Raw genomic sequence first — 18,839 nt, forward strand, 5'->3', positions numbered from 1 at the left:
GAGGTGGGTGACAAGCCTGCCTGAACCTCCCGAAGGAGCGATACGCCATGACGAAAGATACCACTGTCGTTCCACTTCGTCAGCCTGAGACGGTGGAGGACCCGCTGACGGCGGTCCTGAGGAGCGGGGCCCGCCGGTTGCTGGCCCAGGCGGTTGAGGCCGAGGCGGAGGCCTTCCTGGCCGAGATGAGGGGCTTGCGGCTGCCGGATGGGCGCGAGCGCCTGGTGCGGCACGGGCATGGCCCGGAGAGGCTGGTGCAGACCGGGATCGGCCCGGTGCCGGTGCAGCGGGTCAAGCTGCGCGACCGCGGTGCTGGCGAGGAGGCGGGCGGCGAGCGCATCCGCTTCGCCTCGGCTCTTCTGCCGCGCTGGGCGCGGCGGACGCGGAGCCTGGATGCCCTGCTGCCGATCCTCTACCTGCGCGGGGTCTCGATGGGCGACTTTCAGGAGGCGCTCGGGGCCCTGCTGGGCCGCGAGGCGCCGAACCTGTCGCCCTCGGTGATCGCGCGGCTGCGGGACGACTGGGAGGCGGACTACACGCGCTGGCAGCGGCGCGACCTGTCGGCCCGTCGCTACGTGTATGTCTGGGCCGACGGCGTCTACCTGCAGGCCCGGATGGAGCCGCAGGCCGAATGCATGCTGGTGCTGATCGGCGCCACGCCGGAGGGCAGGAAGGAGCTGCTTGGCTTCCAGGTGGGCCTGCGCGAGAGCGCGCAGAGCTGGCGGGAACTGCTGGTCGACCTCAAGGCCCGTGGCCTGATGATCGCGCCCGAACTGGCCACAGGCGATGGCGCGCTCGGCTTCTGGAAGGCGCTCGAGGAGGTCTGCCCGGCCACCCGTCATCAGCGGTGCTGGGTGCACAAGACCGCCAACGTCTTGGATAAGCTGCCGAGGTCGGTCCAGCCAGCCGCCAAGGCCGATCTACGCGAGATCTGGCAGGCGCCGGACCGCGCGACAGCGGAAGCGGCGATCACGACCTTCGCCGAGAAGTACGGGGCCAAATACGAGAAGGCGGCCACCTGCCTGCTGAAGGACCGCAACGCTCTGCTGACCTTCTACGACTTCCCCGCCGAACACTGGGACCACCTACGCACCTCGAACCCCATCGAGAGCGTGTTCGCCACCGTCCGGCACCGGACCGTCCGCACCAAGGGCGCACTGTCGCAGGACACCGCTCGGCTGATGGTGTTCAAGCTCGTCATGGCTGCGGCCAAAACCTGGCGCCGGCTGAAGGGAGAGAACCAGTTGCCCAAGCTGATCCAGGGCATCACATTCAAGAACGGCGTCGAGGTTACCAACACGCCAGCGCAGCACGCCGCCTGATCACGGCGTCACCCAGTTTCCAGCATAGCTCGAGACGGGCGGTAGAACGCCTGAGCGGCGTCGCGCCTCGTTCAGAACCGACATCAGCGCCGTCGTGGTGTAGGCGTGCCCGTCGGCGATCCTCAGCGCTGGCTTGCGCACCGCCGCGTCCCGCAACACCCGGTCCGCTTCCTCGACGAGGGCGGCCGGGATGTTGAGTTTCGCTGAGAACTGACCCTACGTTTCCATCGAGAACTGACCCGTGCAGAGATATGTCCCGCGGGCTCTGGTCGTGGGTCAAGCGGGTGTTTTGGTCCTCCTGTTCCTGGGCTCGGCCGAGCTGCTCCTGAACCGGAAGCTGTCGTTGCCGGTCTCCAGGATGTGGCAGTGGTGGGTGAGCCGGTCGAGCAGGGCCGTGGTCATCTTGGCGTCGCCGAACACGCCACCCCACTCGCTGAAACTCAGGTTGGTGGTGATCACGACGCTGGTGCGCTCGTAGAGTTTGCTGAGCAGGTGGAACAGCAGCGCACCGCCCGAGGAGCTGAACGGCAGGTAGCCGAGCTCGTCGAGGATGACGAGGTCGAGACGGAGCAGGCGGTCGGCGAGCTGCCCGGCCTTGTTCGCGGTCTTTTCCTGCTCCAGCGCATTCACCAGGTCGACGGTGGAGTAGAACCGGACCTTCTTGCGGCCATGCTCGATGGCCTGGACGCCCAGGGCCGTGGCGAGGTGCGTCTTGCCGGTGCCTGGCCCGCCGATGAGCACGACGTTGTCGGCCCGCTCGGTGAACTCGCCCCGGTGCAGCTGCCGGACCGTCGCCTCGTTGACCTCGCTCACGGCGAAATCAAAGCTCGCCAGATCCTTGTAGGCGGGGAACCGGGCTACCTTGATGTGGTAGGCGATCGAGCGCACCTCGCGTTCAGCCATCTCGGCCTTGAGCAACTGGGAGAGGATGGGGACCGCCGCCTCGAACGCCGGCGCGCCCTGCTCCACCAGCTCGGTGACTGCCTGGGCCATACCGAACATCTTGAGCCCGCGCAGCATGACCACGAGGGCGGCACTGGCGGGATCATGACGCATGGCGCACCTCGCGGGTCCGCAGCGCGTCGTAGCGGCCGGTGTCGGCCCTCGGCTCCTGGTTCAGGGCGAGGGCCTGGGGTGCATCGATCGCCGCGGCCGTGCTCATGCCGTCGGTCAGGCGGTGCAGGATGTTGAGGATGTGGGTCTTGGTGGCGACGCCATCCTCGAGGGCCAGTTCCACGGCGCAGAGCACGGCCCCCTCGTCGTGCTGCAGCACCAGGGCGAGGATGTCCACCATCTCCCGCTCGCCTCCTGGCCGCCGGAGGAGCTGGGCCTGGAGCCTGCGGAATGCCTCCGGCATCTCGGCGAAGGGCGCGCCGTTGCGCAGCGCTCCCGGCTTGCGCTGGATCACCGCCAGGTAGTGCCGCCAGTCGTAGACGGTGCGGCTGGGGACGTCGTGCGAGCGCTCGACGATCCGGGCGTGCTCGCACAGGATCTGTCCCTCGGCTGCCACGACGAGCCGGTCGGGATAGACCCGCAGGCTCACCGGCCGGTTGGCGAACGAGGCGGGGACGCTGTAGCGGTTGCTCTCGAAGTGCACGAGGCAGGTCGGCGACACCCGCTTGGCGTGCTCGACGAAGCCGTCGAACGCCCGTCCCATCGGCATCAGGCTCGCCCTCTCCCGGGCATGCACCTCGGCGACGCTGCCCGGCAGCACCCCGTGGGACAGTTCGCCCCAGCGCTCGATGCAGCGGGCCTCCAGCCAGGCGTTAAGGGAGGACAGATCCGCGAACGGCGGCATGCCCTGCCAGATCTGCCGCCGGGCGTCCTGGACGTTTTTCTCGACCTGACCTTTCTCCCAACCTGAGGCCGGAGAGCAGAATGTCGGCTCGAACAGGTAATGGCTGGCCATCGCCTGGAACCGCGCGTTGACCTGCCGGACCTTGCCCGTGCCGACGCGATCCACGGCCGTCCGCATGTTGTCGAAGATGCCGCGACGCGGCACCCCGCCCAGCACCCGGAATGCCTCGGCCAGAGCGTCGAACAGCATCTCGTGGGTTTGCAGTTTGTAGGCCCGGATAACGAAGGCTCGGCTGTGGGACAGCTTGGTATGGGCGGCCTGCAGCTTGAGCCGCTTGCCGCCCACCGTCGCCCAGTCCTCGCTCCAGTCGAACTGAAACGCCTCGCCGGGCTGAAAGGCGAGCGGTACGAACACCCCGCGCCCGGTGGTCCGCTGCGCCACCTCCCGTCTCGCCTGCCAGCGCCGGACGAAGGCTGCGACCCGGCCGTAGGATCCGCCATAACCCAGGGACACCAGGTCCGCGTGGATCTGACGCACCGTCCGGCGCCCCTTGCGGCCCTTGCCCGCCTCCACCCTCAGCCATTCCGAGAGCTTGTCGGCAAACGGGTCCAGGCGGCTCGGACGCTCGGGAACCTTGAACTTCACTTCAACCGTGTTCGACCGCAGGGGAGCTACGCTGGAATTTGGGTGACGCGGTGATCAGGCGGCGTTCTGTGCTGGCGTGTTGATGACCTCGACGCCGTTCTTGAATGTGACGCCCTGGATGAGCTTGGGCAACTGGTTCTCGCCCTTCAGCCGGCGCCAAGTCTTGGCGGCGGCCATGACGAGCTTGAAGACCATGAGCCGGGCGGTGTCCTGGGACAGGGCGCCCCTGGTCCGGACGGTGCGGTGTCGGACGGTGGCGAACACGCTCTCGATGGGGTTCGAGGTGCGGAGGTGGTCCCAGTGCTCGGCGGGGAAGTCGTAGAAGCTGAGGAGCGCGTCCCGGTCCTTCACCAGGCAGGTGACGGCCCTCTCGTACTTGGCCCCGTATTTCCCGGCGAAGCTGGTGATCGCCGTCTCGGCCGTGTCGCGGTCGGGCGCCTGCCAGATCTCGCGCAGGTCGGCCTTGGCGGCCGGCTGGACGGACCGGGGCAGCTTGTCCAACACGTTGGCGGTCTTGTGCACCCAGCACCGCTGATGCCGGGTCGCCGGCGAGACCTCCTCCAGCGCCTTCCAGAAGCCGAGCGCGCCATCGCCCGTGGCCAGTTCGGGCGCCATCGCCAGGCCACGGGCCTTGAGGTCGACCAGCAGTTCCCGCCAGCTCTGCGTGCTCTCGCGCAGGCCCACCTGAAAGCCGAGCAGCTCCTTCTTGCCTTCCGGGGTGGCGCCAATGAGCACCAGCATGCACTCGGCCTGCGGCTCCATGCGCGCCTGCAGGTAGACACCATCGGCCCAGATGTAGACGTAGTGCCGGGCCGACAGGTCGCGCCGCTGCCAGCGTGCGTAGTCCGCCTGCCACTCGTCGCGCAGCCGCGCGACCACCGACGGCGACAGGTTCGGGGCGTCGCGGCCCAGCAAGGCCCCGAGCGCCTCCTGAAAATCGCCCATCGAGACCCCGCGCAGGTAGAGGATCGGCAGCAGGGCATCCAGGCTCCGCGTCCGCCGTGCCCAGCGCGGCAGGAGAGCCGAGGTGAAGCGGATCCGTTCGCCACCTGCCTCCTCGCCGGCGCCGCGGTCGCGCAGCTTGACCCGCTGCACCGGCACCGGGCCAATCCCGGTCTGGACCAGACGCTCCGGGCCATGCCCGTGCCGAACCAGGCGCTCACGCCCGTCCGGTAGCCGCTCCCCCTTCATCTCGGCCAGAAAGGCCTCCGCCTCGGCCTCAATGGCCTGGGCCAGGAGCCGGCGGGCGCCGCTCCTCAGGACCGCCGTCAGCGGATCCTCGACCGTCTCCGGCTGACGAAGGGGGACAACAGTGGTATCGCTCATCTCGGCGTATCGCTCCTTCGGGAGGTTCAGGCAGGCTTCCACCCACCTCGATACGCCGCCTCTCTCATATCGCCATCACCCAGTTTCGGCCATAGCTCCCGCAGGGTAAGCGAGGTCTACGGACCCTTGCGGCCTTTGCTTGATCGTCAGCTGTTTTCGTCGGCCGCGCAGTGCCATGGCATGAGCTCGTCGATGCGGCTGTTGGGCCAGCCGTTGACCAGGCGCGTCAGCACTGTGGTGAGGTAGCGCTGCGGGTCGACGCTGTTGAGCTTGCAGGTCTCCACCAACGAGGCCACGGCCGCCCATCTGGCCCCGCCATCGTCGCCGGAGGCAAAGAGCGCATTCTTGCGGCTGAGGCAGATCGGTCGGATGGCGCGCTCCACCGTGTTCGTGTCCAGCTCGATCCGACCGTCCTTGAGGACCCGCATCAGGCCGTCGCGATGGTTCAGCGCGTAGCGGATGGCCTCTGCCGTCGGACTGCTGCCCGGCAGCCGCGCGAGGTGCGCCGAGAACCAGGCGAACAGGTCCTCGACAAGGGGGCGGCTTCGTTCCTGGCGGACGGCGCGGCGGATGTCGGGCGGCTTGCCGCGCAGTTCCGCCTCGACCGCGTAGAGGGCGGCAATCCTCTGCAGCGTCTCGGTGGCGATCGGCGCGGTCTTGCCCTTGGCTAGCTCGATGAACTGCCGGCGCAGGTGCGACCAGCAGAATGCCAGCGTGATGCCCTCGCTCGCCGCGGCGAGCGTCTTGTAAGCGCCGTAGCCGTCGCACTGGAGGATGCCGCGATAGCCGCCCAGCAGTGCCTTCGCGTGCTCGGCGCCGCGGCCCGGCGCGTAGTGGAACACCACCGCCGGCGGGTCCGTCCCGCCCCAGGGCCGGTCGTCGCGCGCGATCGCCCAGGCATAGCCCTTCTTGGTCTTGCCACGTCCAGGGTCGAGGACCGGCATCGTGGTCTCGTCGGCGAACAGCCGCGAGGAGGCCAGCAGGATCTCCCGCATGCGCCGGACCACCGGGATGATCTCCAGCGCCCCCGTGCCGGTCCAGTCGGCCAGCACCTCGCGGCCGATCTCGATCCCCTGCCGCGCCAGGATCTGCGCCTGGCGGTAAAGGGGCAGATGGTCGGCGTAGCGAGAGACCAGCACGTGGGCGACCGTTGCCTCGGTCGGCACCCCGCCCTCGATCAGGCGGGCCGGCGCGGGCGCCTGCAGCACCACGCCGGCGCAGGCCCGGCAGGCCAGCTTCGGCCGCTTCGTGACGAGGACGCGGAACCGCGCCGGGATCACGTCGAGCCGCTCGGCGGCATCGGTGCCGATCTCGACCAGCGGGCCCTGGCAGCAGGGGCACACCGTCGCCTCGGGCGCCAGCACCTGCTCGATGCGCGGCAGGTGCGCCGGCAGTCGGCCCCGGCCTGCCCGGCGGCGCTTCTTGTGCTGGTCGCGCAGCGCCGGAGAGGCCTTGCCGGCCTCGGCCGCGTTCCCGGCCAGCGTCGCCTCGATCTCCTCGAAGGCGAACAGCAGTTGCTCCTCGGGGAGCCTCTCGGATTTCTGCCCGAACTGCCGGCGCTTCAGCTTCAGCAGCAGGTGCTGGAGGCGCTCGTTCTGCGCCGTCAGCGCATCACGCTCGGCGACCAGCGTGTCGACCTCGACCAGCGTCTCGAGCAGAAGCGCGCGCAGGGCTGCGGGGTCCTCCGGCAGTGTCGGCCTGTCGTCTCCCGCGGCGCGCATCGTGCCGCGGATTCTATGCCGGCGCGCTCGGCGTGGGAATCTCCCGCAGCGTTTGCACGCGCCGCCAATCGATCCCGTCGAACAGCGCGGCGAACTCCACCGGCGTCAGACGCAGCACGCCGTCCACCACCGGCGGCCAGCGGAACGCGCCTCCCTCCAATTGCTTCCAGACCAGGACCAGGCCGCCGCCGTCCCAGAGGAGGATCTTGATCCGGTCGGCACGGCGCGAACGGAACACCAGCACCGCCCCGGAGAACGGATCTGCGCCCAGCACCTCGGCGGCCAGCGCCGCCAGGCTGTGCGCGCCCTTGCGGAAGTCGACCGGCTTCGTCGCCAGCAGGATCCGCGCGCCAGCCGGGGGCGCGATCATGCCGCCGATGTCCGGATCGCCCGCAGCACCATCGTCAGCAGGTCCACATCTGTGCCAGGCACCACGTGCAGCACCGCTCCCGCCAGTTCCACCTCGATCGGTGGCGAGGAACCTGCCGACGAGACTGTTGTCGGCTCGGGCACAGGCATCGACGGCGCCGGCACGATCGGCACAAAGCTCAGCGGCGCCACCGCAGCACGCCGCATCTCCCGCCGCCACGTGAACACCTGCTGCGAACTGACCTGCCAGCGTCGTGCCACCTCGGCCACCACCGTGCCGGGCCGCAGCGTCTCCGCTACGATCCGTGCCTTGTCGTCGTCCGACCACTTCCGCCGACGGCCAGGTCCGGTCAGAACCTCGACACGCCGATATCCGCCGTCCTTCGCGTCACCACTAATGTCGACCATAATGTCGGCCCGAAGCTCCCTGCTCCAAGCCGACCCAGCACATCCACCAACCGCGCCGGAAGACGGGCCTCGTGGCCACGCTTACACCGCAGGTATTTGCGGATCGTGTTCCGCGACAGGCCCGTCCGCCGCTCGATCTCGCGGATCGGGATGCGATCCCGGTAGTGCCACCGGCGGATTACGCTCAACAACTCCATGTCGATCACTCCGATAACCCCGAACAGCCGGTCGGGGAGGTGAACAGACACGGGTCATTTCTCGGCGGAAACTCTGACCCTTCCCGGGTCAGCTCTCAGTGCAAATCAACAGCCCGTCCGGCGTGGTGGAAACCACCATCAGCTCGTCGCTCGTGCGGGCCACCACGCGGTGCATCCCATGATACTGGCCCAGGTCGGTCAGCGTCGCCCCCGAGGCCACGATGCGCTGCAGGGCCGGCAGCTGCTGCACCGCCTCAGCGGACGCTTGCGTCCCGGAGCCGCGCGGCGCCGACGCCGGCGACGGAGCTACAGCGGGCGCTTGGACCTGGGCCGGGCTGGCGGGAGCGCCGACCTGGATCATCGAGGGGAGCTGCGGGTTGGCTTGCGCCCATTCCTGCCCCGGCAAGGGAGGCGGCAGGCTGCAATGCGGCTCAGCCAGGGCAAGCCCGGGCACGAGGACCAGGCACGAAGCCAGAAGATAGGATCGCATAACGCCTCCACTGCGTAAATGAGTGGAGGTTAGGAGGCCGCCGTGCGAACGGTGTACGGGTTATTGCCGCGGCACTCTGCGCCGCAAGATCCGGCTCGTAAGGCTGTTCCACCAGTGGCCAGTGGGGCCGGCCAAGGCGCAATCACGATCGGCTTCCGCCAGGAGCCAAGCCACATCACTGATGTAGGACCGGGCCAGGTCGACGCGGAGGTCGTAGGTGTCGCCGTCGTCCATCTTCAGCGCCTGCTTCAGGACACTGGCTTTGGCTTGAGCCGTATGAAGTGACAACGCCCGCATTCTCCAGAGCGACGTAATGGCCTCATGCGCCTTCTGCCAGGTCGGGAACAACGCTGCCGACAGGACGTCGAGCTGCTCCGGAGGCAGGGTTAAGTCTTCCAGCCGCGCGTATCCTTCCGCCACTTGCGCGAGCAGCGCCAGGCAAGCCTGACTGGCGGCGACAAGCGCGCCGTCCTCATCGACAAGTCCCGAGACGCTGCAGTTCCGGCCTATCAGCGCAGCATCACAGATGCGCTCAATGTCAGTTATGAACGAGAGCAGCAGCGCATCCCGCGCGGGCGTCGGATCGTCGTGCCGACGCGACAGCAATCGCTCGATGACGGCCAACTTGCCCTTCAAGCCATTCGCGCTCAATGCAGGAATGTCGGAGATCCGATAGGCGACGTCGACTCGACCGGCATCCGTCTCAGTCATCGCTCGCATCAGTTCGTCGTGCTCGCTCGACGTCATCAGGGAGCCACGTTCGACCTGCGCAAAGAGTGCAGCATCCATCTCGGTCAGGGAGGTGCAAAGAGCAAGGAGGTGTTCATCGGCCGTGCTGAGCAATTCCTCGTAGGCGCCGGCCGCCGCCTTTACATCTGCAAGCACCTCATCACGAAGAGCGCTCAGCATCATCGTACGGCCTCCTGCGCCCCGTCGGCCTTATGCCAGATCGTCGCTCTCCTAAGACTCCACAGACTCGTTTGACGAACCTTCTCGCCGGATACGAAGCCGGGCGCTCTTCTGCGCGACCTGCTCTCCTGCCAGCCTGACGCTGACGGTTCCGAGGAATTGGGACTCGAACCGGAGCATCTCCATGAACCGGCCAGGGTCCTTGAACAAACGTGGCCGGGAGGGCCATGCAGTATGAAAAACGTGATAGCCCAGCTGCCACGAAGTGAGGACGTAGAACGCATAGCGCGTCGCCCGATTGCCCGGCTTCTGAGCTTCCACCATGACCCCTCGGATGTAGCCGCCTGCAGCAATTCCCTCGAGGACCTTGGCATGCGTGATGGAGGGCAAGCCTGCAGGAACGAAAGATACGGGCCCTGATTGACTCGCGTCGGGCACAGTAACGCCTGGCAGGTCGTCGAACGCCACCAGAAATCGGCCACTCCGCTGCGGCTGCCAGGATCCCAAAAGGTAGCTCCAGAGCTGGATCGCGAAGACGCTTTGTATCCCGGATGGCGCACGGCAATGTGGCCGAAATCGTCCAGAACGCCTTCGTGTGCCAGGATGCGGTTAGCGATCACGAGATCGCCCAGCAGCGCGTGGAGATCCTGGGTCACGCCAGATCTCCCTGCGAGGGCGAGGGCAGGCAAGACGGCTGACGGGGTAGGATAGGTTCCACAGGCATTTCCTCCTGATGACTTTTTAAAGGTCGCATGCGGACGGGCGGCATGCGGACAAAGATGTTGGCTCCCTTTCGCTGCCCTGTGCATCCAGCATGAAGCCGCGGAAAAATGTGGCGATGCCGGCATGATCGTCCAGTGGGAACACATGTGCCACATGTTGATCCGGCCGCACGATCACCACGCAGCCACGGCCGCGTTCGACGCTGCGGAGATCGAAGATATCAGGCCCGTTCCTCCTGTCGGCACAGAACACCTTCTCGTAGTCCGTTAGCCTGTATCGTCCCTTTGCGGGACGCAGCAGTGCGGGCAGGGCGCCGATGGCAATATCGCGATGCGGCTGCTGCAGGACCGCGCGCAGGTCGATCACCGTGTCGATGTCCTGGCCTGCCGGCGTGTAGCGCCGGATCGGTGAGGCGATGTCGTGCTCCAGGAATCGGCACAGCGCCTGGAGGCCCGAGGCCGGGTCGGCGGGGTCCTCCGCAGCGGCAAAGGCAAAGAGGCGCCAGCGCCCATCCGCCCTGACCGTGTGCCCCAGGTGCATCGGCTTGGCGTCCGCGAGCCGAATCACCGGCGCGGAATGGAAGCGCATGCCAATGGTGAAGCCTTGCGCGAGGTGCTGGTGCGTCGCCTCTCCCGTGATCCGAGAGGGTGGATACCGCATCGCCGTTCCGGCGGCAAATCGGCCCTGCTCAACGAAGTACTTCTGGAACTCGGCGGGATCAACGCCCTCGCTATTCGGATCATCAGGATCCTTCGGGGGCGCGGAAAACATCTTCGCCAGTTTGCGGTCGAAGGCAATCAGTTCCTCAGCGACGGCGTGGCGTTCCGCGGAATAGGTCGTCAATAACGCTGGATCGGCCTGTTCACGTAGCACGGCCGCGAGCTTCCAGCCCAGGTTGAACGCGTCCTGCATGGAGACGTTCATGCCCTGTCCGGCCTTGGGACTGTGGGTATGGCAAGCGTCGCCAGCGATGAAGACAGTCGGCAGGCGCGTGCCCGCCTGCTCCACGGGTACGTCATCGAACCGCTCGCACATGCGCTGGCCAATCTCGTAAACCGACCACCACGCCACTTCCCTGACCTCCAGCGTGTAGGGCCGCAAGATGCGCTGTGCCGCTGCAATGAGGTGGTTGACATCGATGTTGCGGCTAGCGACGCGTTCGTCCTCGTTCAATTTGTCTAGCTCGATGTAGAGCCGCACGAGGTAGCCACCCTCGCGCGGGATGATCAGCATGTTGCCTTCCCGAGCGGAATGGATCACCGCTTTCAGCCGCATGTCGGGGAAATCGCTGACAGCGAGCACGTCCATCACGCCCCAGGCCTGGTTGGCGGAATCGCCGCGCAGCGTTACGCCCAGTGCCTGCCGCACCGCACTGCGCGCGCCGTCGCAGCCGATCACGTAGCGGCAGCGGATCGTCTCGATCTTCCCTTCATGCCCGGGATCGATGCACTCGATGCGCGCGGTGACGGGGTGGGATGCCGCCTCGCTGGGCGGCGCGATCTCCAGCCCGGCTAAGCGGCGCTGGTAATCCGGTCGCACCGGCGCCGCGCCACGCCGCATGATGTCGAGGTAGAAGTCGTGAACGCGCGCCTGGTGGAGGATGACGTGCGGGAACTCGGACAGGCCGTCCTCGGTGTCCTGGATACGGCCGCTGCGCCGGATCGTCGAGCGGGCGGTGTCGTCGGGCTTCCAGAACACCGTCTCGTTGACCCAGTAGGCCTCGCGCAGCACACGCTCCGCGAAGCCGAAGGCATTGAACATCTCGATGGTGCGGCAGGCGATGCCGTCCGCTTGGCCCAGCAGCAGCGGGCCAGGCTTCTGCTCCACGATGCGTGTGGTGATGCCGGGGAAGGCGGAGAGCTGAGAAGCGAGCGTCAGTCCCGCCGGGCCGCAGCCGACGATCAGAACGTCCGTCACCTCCGGAAGAGGGAGGGGCGCGGCAGGCGCCACCGCACCGTCCGCCGCAGGCATGTCCGGATCGCCCGTACGGAAGCCGTTGAGGTGGAACTGCATGCTCATCTCCAGTGGACGGCCTTCGATGGCGGCCGAAGATGTGCAGAGCCTGTGACGCGGCACGCGATGAGACGGGGGCGTCGGTGGGCTTGCACGTCATCCTCTCTTGCGCGCTTCTTCAGCGCTAACGGATGAATGCATAAAGTACGTATACGCTCAATCGGTTGCCGGCGGCTGCCTGACAAACTTCTTCAGGAGAGCGATGAACTGCGCCTGCTCCGCCCGCGACAGGGGCTGCATCATCTCCGCCTGCGCCGCCACTACGCGGGCATCGATGGTCCGGAGCAGCATCGCCCCGCTCTTGGTCAGCGTCACGCTCTTCACCCGCCGGTCGTGGCGCGAAGGCTGGCGCGCAATCAGGCCCTTCGCCTCCAGTCGGTCGAGCACGCCGCCGAGCGTGGCCTTGTCGAAAGCGATCAGCTCCGAGAGCCGCGTCGCGTCGATGCCAGGCTGGGCGGCGACGGCCGTCATCGCGGCGTACTGCACGGAGGTGATGTCGTATCCAGAGAGATGGGCGGTGAAGATGGCGCCCGAAACTTGGTGTGCCCGGCGGATCAGATGGCCGGGCATGTCGTACATTGCGTCTATCAACATCAGGCGTTCCGCGGCGGTTGGGGCAGCAGAGCCTCTAGAGCAGATCGCACCGAAGGGAAATCGCTACCGGGGCTGAGCCCTCCACCCTGCCGTCCTGCACGGCTCCCGCGCCTGTGGCCAAGGGCCGACCCATCGGGTGTGCGCCGTTATCCCGGAAAGCGCTGCCCGACCCAGCGCGCGATATAGTCGAACATGTTGCGGACGCTGTTCTGGAACGCATCGGGGTTTGCGTCGCATGTCCGGCAAGGCGTGAAGCCGTGTGTGGCGCCCTCGATGAAGACCAGGTCCTTGTCGGCACTACGAGCGGCCTCGAACTCTTCCTCGGAGTCGCGGATGAACAGGTAGCCCGTCATGCCCATGATGAGGAGCGGCTTGCTGATGCTGCCCACGGCGCAGACCGTGGAGTTGTTCGATGAGCAATGGTCGATGCCGTCGAGGGAGTTGATGGAGCGCACCGCCTGCGTGCTGAGGTAGGAGCGGATGGACAGCAGCTTGGTGCCGCGGTCGAAGCTGTTGGTGGTCGCGAAGGTGTCCAGCTCCGGCGGGCTGACCGATTGGACGATCTGGCGCAGGATGCTGCCATCGTTGCGGAGCAGTTGCTGTGGCCGCATCGTGCGGCGCAGTGGCGCGGCCGTGTCCAGGCTGTGCAACTGCGACGCGCCGCCGGGGCCAGGCCCGGGATTGCCTCCGTGCGGGATGACAACGATGTCGTTGTCGGGGTACGGTCCGCGCCCTTCGGCGATGCGCTGGCGGCGGGCCAGCACGTCGTCAGTCAGCCGGTTCATGCGGGCCGATTGTGCAGCGTAGTACCGGGCCTGGAACTCCGCCGTGTAGCGGGAGGAGCCGTTTGGATCATAGCCGTTCGCCGGCTTGTAAGGGTCCAGGCCCGGGTCGAACCGGCCGGGCGTCTCGTCCAGCACGGCGCCGTTCAGGCTGCGGAGCAGGATCACCGGCACGCCGGGATGCGCGTCCGCCAGGATCAGGGCGTCCGCGGACGGCAGGCCGGCCAGGTCGTCGCGGCAAGGAACCAGCTTGCGGGGATCCTGGCAGAATGCGGTGCCGGCCTCGGCCACGGCCTGGTAGAAGCTCAGTGTCGGGCCGCCGCCGCTGTGCCCCAATAGGACGATGCTGCGGATGCCCGGCTGCCGGCGCAGAAAGGCGACGCCTTCCTTGACGTCGAGCGCGATGCGGTCCCAGTCCACCAACAGCTCGTTATTGACGAAGCGCGTGTTCATGCAGAGCGCGGCAAAGCCACGCCGCGGCAGCTCCGTGCAGCCGATGTGCCGCAGGTAGTCCGATGTCCTGTGGACGATCAGGAACGCCACATGCGCGTTCCGGCCTTCCGGCCGGTAAAACAGACCCTGTGCTGCGCCCAGGGGAACATGGCTCGGAGCTACCTGCGCCTGTGCCGGGCCGGCAAGGCCCATCGCAGCCAGGACGGCCAGGGCCGTGATCCGGATTCTTCGTTTCATCGTAACCTCCTGAGAGCCTGATCCGAAATTAAGTTGAGTGGTATCAGCGGGTTAGCTTGACGCCAGCCCAGGTCATTGATTCAGGGGTTTTTGCGAAAACTTCCGGAGATCAACGATGTGGACCGATACCACTCGGGCGCAGTATGCCCGTGCGGAACTGGCTTTGCCAAGCGATTTGACCGATGCCGAATGGGCACTGCTGGAGCCGTTCTTTCCGCCAGCATCGCATGTGGGCCGCCCGCGCAAGTGGCCACTCAGGCGGATTGTCGAGGCGATCCTGTATCTGCTGCGTGGCGGCCTGCCGTGGCGGATGCTGCCGCCCTGCTTTCCGCCGGTCTCGACGGTGCGGCGCTGGTTCTACCTGTGGCGGGACAATAGGCTGTGGTTGTCATTGAACCATGCTCTGTTGCTGATCGCCCGTGAGGGGACGGGTCGCGAAGCCTCGCCCAGCGCCGGGGTAATCGACAGCCAAAGCGTCAAAACCACGGAAAGCGGCGGACCTCGGGGCTATGATGCGGGCAAGAAGACCAAGGGCCGCAAGCGCCACATCCTGACCGACACCGACGGCAATCTCGTCCATGCGGTAGTCCACACCGCCGACATCCAGGACCGTGACGGTGCGCCGCTGGTGCTGGCCGAGATCATCAAGCGCTTCCCGTGGCTGCGCCATGTCTTCGCCGATGGTGGATATGCTGGCGACAAGCTCAGGGACGCCCTCCGGCGGATCGGCAAATGGACCGTCGAGATCGTCAAACGGTCAGATGCCGCAAGAGGGTTTGTCGTCCTCCCGCGCCGTTGGGTTGTCGAACGCACACTGGCTTGGCTCAATCGGAACCGCCGCCTCGCCAAGGACTTCGAGCAGACCATCGCATCGGCTACCGCATGGCTCTTCATCGCCTCGATCCAGCTCTTCGCACGCCGCATCGCAAGGCCATGAAATCACGCCGGATAATTATGAATCAGACTCTGAGACATAGGCGCCGTTGTCCCCGGTGCTGTCCGTGTGAATCCTCGTGGCGTGCCACGCCGCCAGGGCTAGAGCCTTCCGGCGGCTTCCAGGTAGCTGAGGTCGGTGTAGTCGCCGGCTGAGGCAGGGTGCCCGACATCAGCCGTCCGACCTGGGATGCATTGCCGAATTGGATAATCTCCGCCTCGATGCCCGCGCGCCTGAACCGCCCGTTGCGGGCACCGCCCAGAAAGAGACGTAGAAAAAGGTCCGGGAAACGATTGCCACTGCGAGGCGACGTTGCGCGCGCCCCGTGACGGCCGGGCGCGCCTGTGCCCGGCCCGCGCATTCCTGGCGCCAGCGCCGCCAGGGAAGGGCCCGAGCCGGACAGCAGGGAACGCCAATGACGGCCGGCCCGCACGCCGGCAGCATCCGCACCGCACATGCCGTGTGGCTCCCTTTCGCGACGAGAACCGCGCCCTGGCTGCCACGGACAGGGTGGCTTATCCGTCGATGGTTACGCTGACGGTCTTCACCTGCGTATAGGCCAGGAGCTCTTCCAGGCTTTCCTCCCGCCCGATGCCGGACTGCTTGAAGCCGCCGAACGGGACGCCGAGGAAGTGGTCGGAGCTGTTGTTGATCCAGACGGTGCCGGCCTCGAGCCGCGCCGCGATGCGGTGGGCTCGCGCGACGTCCCGGGTCCAGACGGAGGCGGTGAGGCCGAACTCCACGCCGTTGGCGTCGTCCAGCATCGCCGCCTCGTCGTCCCATCGCAGGATGGACAGGACCGGGCCGAAGATTTCCTCCCGCGCGATCTTCATGCGCATGGTGACGCCGCTGAACACCGTCGGCAGCACAAAGTGGCCGCGCGCCAGCGCCGGGTCGTCGGATCGAGCACCGCCGGCGACGAGCGTCGCCCCTTCCTCCCGCGCGGAGGCGATGTAGCCCATCACCTTGTCGTACTGCGCCTGGCTGACCAGGCAGCCCATGCGGGTTGCCGGATCGGTGGGCAGGCCGGGGCGGATGGCGGCGATCTGGCGGCGGACTTCCTCCACCACCGCGTCGTGGATATCGGCATGCAGGAAAGCGCGAGATGTCGAGCCACAGGACTGGCCGCACCAGGGGAAGTTCATGCCCTTGATCATGCCGGCCGCCACCTTGGCGGGGTCGGCGTCCGGATAGGCGATCAGCGCGTTCTTGCCGCCCAGTTCGAGCAAGCAGGGCACCACGCGCTCGGCCGCCGCGCGCAGCACCGCCTTGCCGGCCGCCACCGAGCCGACCAGCCCGATCTTGTCGACGCCGGGATGCGAGACGAGGGCCGCCCCTGTATCGCGGTCCCCCGACAGCACATTGAAGACGCCGGGCGGGAAATGGTCGCCGGCCAGCTCCATCAGCCGGAGCGCGGACAGGGGCGCCTGCTCGGGTGTCTTGACCACCACGCAGTTGCCCGCGGCCAGGGGTGCCGCCGCGCGCCAGGTGGCGAACATCAGCGGGTGGTTGTAGGCGATGATCTTGGCCACCACACCCCAGGGCTGGCGCAGCGTGTAGTTCAGGACGCCATCGCCGGAGGGGATGGTCTCGCCTTTGGCTTCGGTGGCCAGACCGGCAAAAAGGTCGAAGCCCGCGGCGGCGATGGCCACGTCCTTGATGAGGTCGGTGACAGGGTTACCGCCATCGACGGCATCCACCAGTGCCAGTTCCTCGGCGTGCGCGCGAAGGATGGTCGCGAACTCGCGCAGATAGCTCGCCCGCTGCACCGGCTTCAGCGCGGCCCAGGCGGGAAAGGCGGCGCGCGCGGCGGACACGGCGGCATCCACGTCGTCGGCGCCCGCGATCTCCGCATGGCCGAGGGCCTCGCCAGTAGCAGGGCTGGTCAGGTCCAGCACCCGGCCGGAAGCGGCCACATGGAACCGCCCGCCGTAGAACAGACCCCGGTTCCGCGGCAAGGTCACGGTGGACGGTGCAGTCAGGTCATGCATGGACGCGGAGCTTTCCCCATTCTTCCGCCAGGCATACCGGAACCCGCCGGGCAGGAACTCGGTCCGGCGCCCGGTCTGCTTGGGCTTTATTGCTTAGCCACCTAAGCTATACTGCCCCAGCCGATGACGCGCCGCAAGGCTTTCCGTGGACAGGCGGGACGGATGAGGCCGCGCAGTGCTCCAGGCTTTCAGACGGGATGCGGGCGGCTTTCGCCGATATCCCAGAATACGCCCGCCATCAGACGCAGACCCTCGCGGTATAGGGAAGCAAGGCCGTGCTCATCCGGGCCGTGCTGGCCGCAGCCGCCATAGGACATAGGGAGCCACATGACAGGCACGCCGAGGACGTCCTTGAAGAACTCGGAAGGCCCCGAGGCACCAATGTTGGGGATGATGTTGGCAGCGTGGCCTGCCGTCCGCTCCATGGATGCCGCCACCAGCTTCACCCAGGGGTTGTCGGGATCGGTGCGGGACGGCGGGAACATGTCGCGCTCATCGACGGGCACCACCTGCACCTCCGGGAAGCCCTGGGCGGCGAGATGCGCCCGCAGGGCAGGCACGACATCGGCGGCGGGCACATCCACGGTATGGCGGAGCTGGATGCGCGCCCGCGCCGTGCCCGACACTGCGCCGACCGGGCTTTCTGGCTGGCCGGAGATGCTGGCAAGCACGATGGCGCTGCTCCACATGTAAATGCGTTCGGAGCGGGAGAGGCCTGGCTCGCCCCATCCCTCGTCAGGAACGGGCGTGCCAGGCAGGTCGTCGATGACGACGTTGCGGCTCGCCTCGCGGACTGGCTGGGGGATCTCCTTCGGCGTCCAGCCTGGCACCAGGATGCGCCCATGGCGCGAGATGATGCTGGCGATGGCATGGGACAGGATCACCGGTGGGTCGGCCAGCAGGCCGCCCCAATGGCCGGAATGGTGGCTGCCCTGGCGCAGGTCCACCACCAGGTCGATGGCGATGCCGCCGCGGGTGCCGAGGGTGATGTCCGGGACTCGAAGCGACTGGCGCGGCCCGTCCAGCGCAATGAAGACGTCTGCGGCGCAGGCTTCCCGATGTCGTTGCAGGAACTCCAGCAGGCCAGGCGAGCCGGCTTCCTCGCCGGTCTCGATGAAGGCCTTGACGTTGAAGCCAAGCCGGCCGCCGCGCTCCGCCAGAACAGCGCGGATGGCATCCAGCGCGATTAGGTGCTGCCCCTTGTTGTCCACGGTGCCGCGGCCGTAGATGCGCTCGCCCTCGATCGTGAGGGTCCAGGGGTCGAGGCCCTCACGCCAGCGCTCCGGCATGGCGCGCACGACGTCGCCGTGGCCATAGAGCAGCACGGTGGGCAGCGTCGGGTCCTCTATCCGCGTGCCCAGCAGAACGGGGCCGTGTTCCGGTTTGGGATTGTCCAGGACTTGGTTCCGGAAACCCAGCTCCGCGATCATTGGGCCCAGGACGCCATGGCAGTAGTGTTCGAGATCGGCCTTGTGCCGTAGCGGATGGCTTTCGGTCGGGACGGCGACGAGTGCCCGCAAGCGCTCAATGAAGGCACCGCCATCAAATTCCTCGCGGGCGCGCATGATCGCGCCTTCTCTGGTTGCAGTCATTCAGTCAGCTCCGTGACGAAACTTCGCTCAAGGCGTCCGGGCCGGATCGTTCGGGCGTCGTCGCCCACCTGCCGCCTGCTGGCGTAAGGAGAAACGCCTGATGCGAGCGAACATCCGGCCGCACACAGGCGCGCAGCACAGTGCGCTTGGCCATTAAGCAAAGCTTGTCGGGACATGTCGGTCAACCGCTCTCGTCGATGTCGAAATAGGTGGAGGGCGGATGAATGGGCTCCGTGTCCGAGCATCAGGGCCAGCGTCCAGCACCTGCATGCGGCCGTCGTGCTAGAGGCGCAGCCCGTGTGATCGCCTTCGCGGCGCCTTTATCTGCCCGCACC

15 protein-coding genes and 1 pseudogene are annotated in these 18,839 nt (G+C 67.2%); 2 read left to right on the forward strand and 14 right to left on the reverse strand.

The genetic code is table 11. The features are described from left to right. Positions 1 to 47: 47 nt before the first annotated feature. Positions 48 to 1,322 carry an IS256 family transposase gene (locus tag LPC08_RS24815; RefSeq protein WP_230448719.1) on the forward strand — a complete coding sequence of 425 codons (1,275 nt, stop codon included), beginning with the start codon at positions 48 to 50 and terminating at the stop codon, positions 1,320 to 1,322. Here LPC08_RS24815 and LPC08_RS26380 read toward each other — a convergent pair whose 3' ends face one another. The 12 genes and pseudogenes from LPC08_RS26380 to LPC08_RS24870 all read right to left on the reverse strand — a co-directional run bounded on the left by LPC08_RS26380 (position 1,323) and on the right by LPC08_RS24870 (position 13,987). After that, entirely contained in the window at positions 1,323 to 1,481 is a 159-nt protein-coding gene (locus LPC08_RS26380; protein WP_441295849.1) for a secretion/conjugation apparatus DotM-related subunit, read from the reverse strand. Positions 1,482 to 1,598: 117 nt separating this feature from the next. Next, positions 1,599 to 2,378, reverse strand: coding sequence for an IS21-like element helper ATPase IstB (gene istB / locus LPC08_RS24820; RefSeq protein ID WP_230453185.1), 780 nt, complete (start codon positions 2,376 to 2,378; stop codon positions 1,599 to 1,601). Continuing rightward, positions 2,368 to 3,786 (reverse strand): annotated as a pseudogene (istA, locus tag LPC08_RS24825) (IS21 family transposase); the annotation flags it as partial. The pseudogene istA and the gene istB, both read right to left, overlap by 11 nt. Before the next feature lie 33 nt (positions 3,787 to 3,819). Then, positions 3,820 to 5,091 carry an IS256 family transposase gene (locus tag LPC08_RS24830; RefSeq protein ID WP_230453353.1) on the reverse strand — a complete coding sequence of 424 codons (1,272 nt, stop codon included), beginning with the start codon at positions 5,089 to 5,091 and terminating at the stop codon, positions 3,820 to 3,822. A gap of 146 nt (positions 5,092 to 5,237) precedes the next feature. After that, positions 5,238 to 6,812 (reverse strand): IS66 family transposase, encoded by a 1,575-nt coding sequence (tnpC, locus tag LPC08_RS24835; protein WP_073140535.1) that lies wholly within the window; start codon positions 6,810 to 6,812, stop codon positions 5,238 to 5,240. 13 nt (positions 6,813 to 6,825) lie between these two features. Then, a complete protein-coding gene (gene tnpB / locus LPC08_RS24840; protein ID WP_073140533.1) occupies positions 6,826 to 7,182 on the reverse strand; it encodes an IS66 family insertion sequence element accessory protein TnpB in 357 nt (118 codons plus the stop codon). Beyond that, a complete protein-coding gene (gene tnpA / locus LPC08_RS24845) occupies positions 7,179 to 7,589 on the reverse strand; it encodes an IS66-like element accessory protein TnpA (RefSeq protein WP_073140531.1) in 411 nt (136 codons plus the stop codon). Before tnpA ends, tnpB begins: the two co-directional genes overlap by 4 nt. 285 nt (positions 7,590 to 7,874) lie before the next feature. Beyond that, positions 7,875 to 8,276 (reverse strand): hypothetical protein, encoded by a 402-nt coding sequence (locus tag LPC08_RS24850; protein WP_230453354.1) that lies wholly within the window; start codon positions 8,274 to 8,276, stop codon positions 7,875 to 7,877. Positions 8,277 to 8,336: 60 nt separating this feature from the next. Then, positions 8,337 to 9,188, reverse strand: coding sequence for a hypothetical protein (locus tag LPC08_RS24855; RefSeq protein ID WP_230453355.1), 852 nt, complete (start codon positions 9,186 to 9,188; stop codon positions 8,337 to 8,339). Between the two features lie 738 nt (positions 9,189 to 9,926). Next, a complete protein-coding gene (locus tag LPC08_RS24860; RefSeq protein ID WP_230453356.1) occupies positions 9,927 to 11,921 on the reverse strand; it encodes an FAD-binding monooxygenase in 1,995 nt (664 codons plus the stop codon). A gap of 156 nt (positions 11,922 to 12,077) precedes the next feature. After that, a complete protein-coding gene (locus LPC08_RS24865) occupies positions 12,078 to 12,500 on the reverse strand; it encodes a MarR family winged helix-turn-helix transcriptional regulator (RefSeq protein ID WP_230453357.1) in 423 nt (140 codons plus the stop codon). 161 nt (positions 12,501 to 12,661) lie between these two features. After that, on the reverse strand, positions 12,662 to 13,987 hold the full coding sequence (locus tag LPC08_RS24870) for an alpha/beta hydrolase (protein WP_230453358.1): 1,326 nt from the start codon (positions 13,985 to 13,987) through the stop codon (positions 12,662 to 12,664). 115 nt (positions 13,988 to 14,102) lie between these two features. On the opposite strand from LPC08_RS24870, the gene LPC08_RS24875 reads away from it, so the two are divergent. Beyond that, the gene (locus tag LPC08_RS24875) at positions 14,103 to 14,924 is read left to right on the forward strand and encodes an IS5 family transposase (RefSeq protein ID WP_230450819.1); all 822 of its coding nucleotides are present in this window, start codon (positions 14,103 to 14,105) and stop codon (positions 14,922 to 14,924) included. 512 nt (positions 14,925 to 15,436) lie between these two features. On the opposite strand, the gene LPC08_RS24880 is transcribed toward LPC08_RS24875, so the two are convergent. After that, a complete protein-coding gene (locus tag LPC08_RS24880) occupies positions 15,437 to 16,912 on the reverse strand; it encodes an aldehyde dehydrogenase family protein (RefSeq protein ID WP_230453359.1) in 1,476 nt (491 codons plus the stop codon). A 188-nt stretch (positions 16,913 to 17,100) separates the two neighbouring features. Beyond that, on the reverse strand, positions 17,101 to 18,477 hold the full coding sequence (locus LPC08_RS24885; RefSeq protein WP_230453360.1) for a M20/M25/M40 family metallo-hydrolase: 1,377 nt from the start codon (positions 18,475 to 18,477) through the stop codon (positions 17,101 to 17,103). Positions 18,478 to 18,839: the final 362 nt, after the last annotated feature.

The sequence above is a fragment of the Roseomonas sp. OT10 genome (assembly GCF_020991085.1).
In the GTDB taxonomy this organism is placed as follows: Bacteria; Pseudomonadota; Alphaproteobacteria; order Acetobacterales; family Acetobacteraceae; genus Roseomonas; species Roseomonas cutis.

Coding starts and splice junctions, on each gene's coding strand:
- LPC08_RS24815 (WP_230448719.1), top strand. CDS start 48: ATGACGAAAGATACCACTGTCGTTCCACTTCGTCAGCCTGAGACGGTG.
- istB (WP_230453185.1), bottom strand. CDS start 2,378: ATGCGTCATGATCCCGCCAGTGCCGCCCTCGTGGTCATGCTGCGCGGG.
- LPC08_RS24830 (WP_230453353.1), bottom strand. CDS start 5,091: ATGAGCGATACCACTGTTGTCCCCCTTCGTCAGCCGGAGACGGTCGAG.
- tnpC (WP_073140535.1), bottom strand. CDS start 6,812: ATGCGCGCCGCGGGAGACGACAGGCCGACACTGCCGGAGGACCCCGCA.
- tnpB (WP_073140533.1), bottom strand. CDS start 7,182: ATGATCGCGCCCCCGGCTGGCGCGCGGATCCTGCTGGCGACGAAGCCG.
- tnpA (WP_073140531.1), bottom strand. CDS start 7,589: ATGGTCGACATTAGTGGTGACGCGAAGGACGGCGGATATCGGCGTGTC.
- LPC08_RS24850 (WP_230453354.1), bottom strand. CDS start 8,276: ATGCGATCCTATCTTCTGGCTTCGTGCCTGGTCCTCGTGCCCGGGCTT.
- LPC08_RS24855 (WP_230453355.1), bottom strand. CDS start 9,188: ATGATGCTGAGCGCTCTTCGTGATGAGGTGCTTGCAGATGTAAAGGCG.
- LPC08_RS24860 (WP_230453356.1), bottom strand. CDS start 11,921: ATGCAGTTCCACCTCAACGGCTTCCGTACGGGCGATCCGGACATGCCT.
- LPC08_RS24865 (WP_230453357.1), bottom strand. CDS start 12,500: ATGTACGACATGCCCGGCCATCTGATCCGCCGGGCACACCAAGTTTCG.
- LPC08_RS24870 (WP_230453358.1), bottom strand. CDS start 13,987: ATGAAACGAAGAATCCGGATCACGGCCCTGGCCGTCCTGGCTGCGATG.
- LPC08_RS24875 (WP_230450819.1), top strand. CDS start 14,103: ATGTGGACCGATACCACTCGGGCGCAGTATGCCCGTGCGGAACTGGCT.
- LPC08_RS24880 (WP_230453359.1), bottom strand. CDS start 16,912: ATGCATGACCTGACTGCACCGTCCACCGTGACCTTGCCGCGGAACCGG.
- LPC08_RS24885 (WP_230453360.1), bottom strand. CDS start 18,477: ATGCGCGCCCGCGAGGAATTTGATGGCGGTGCCTTCATTGAGCGCTTG.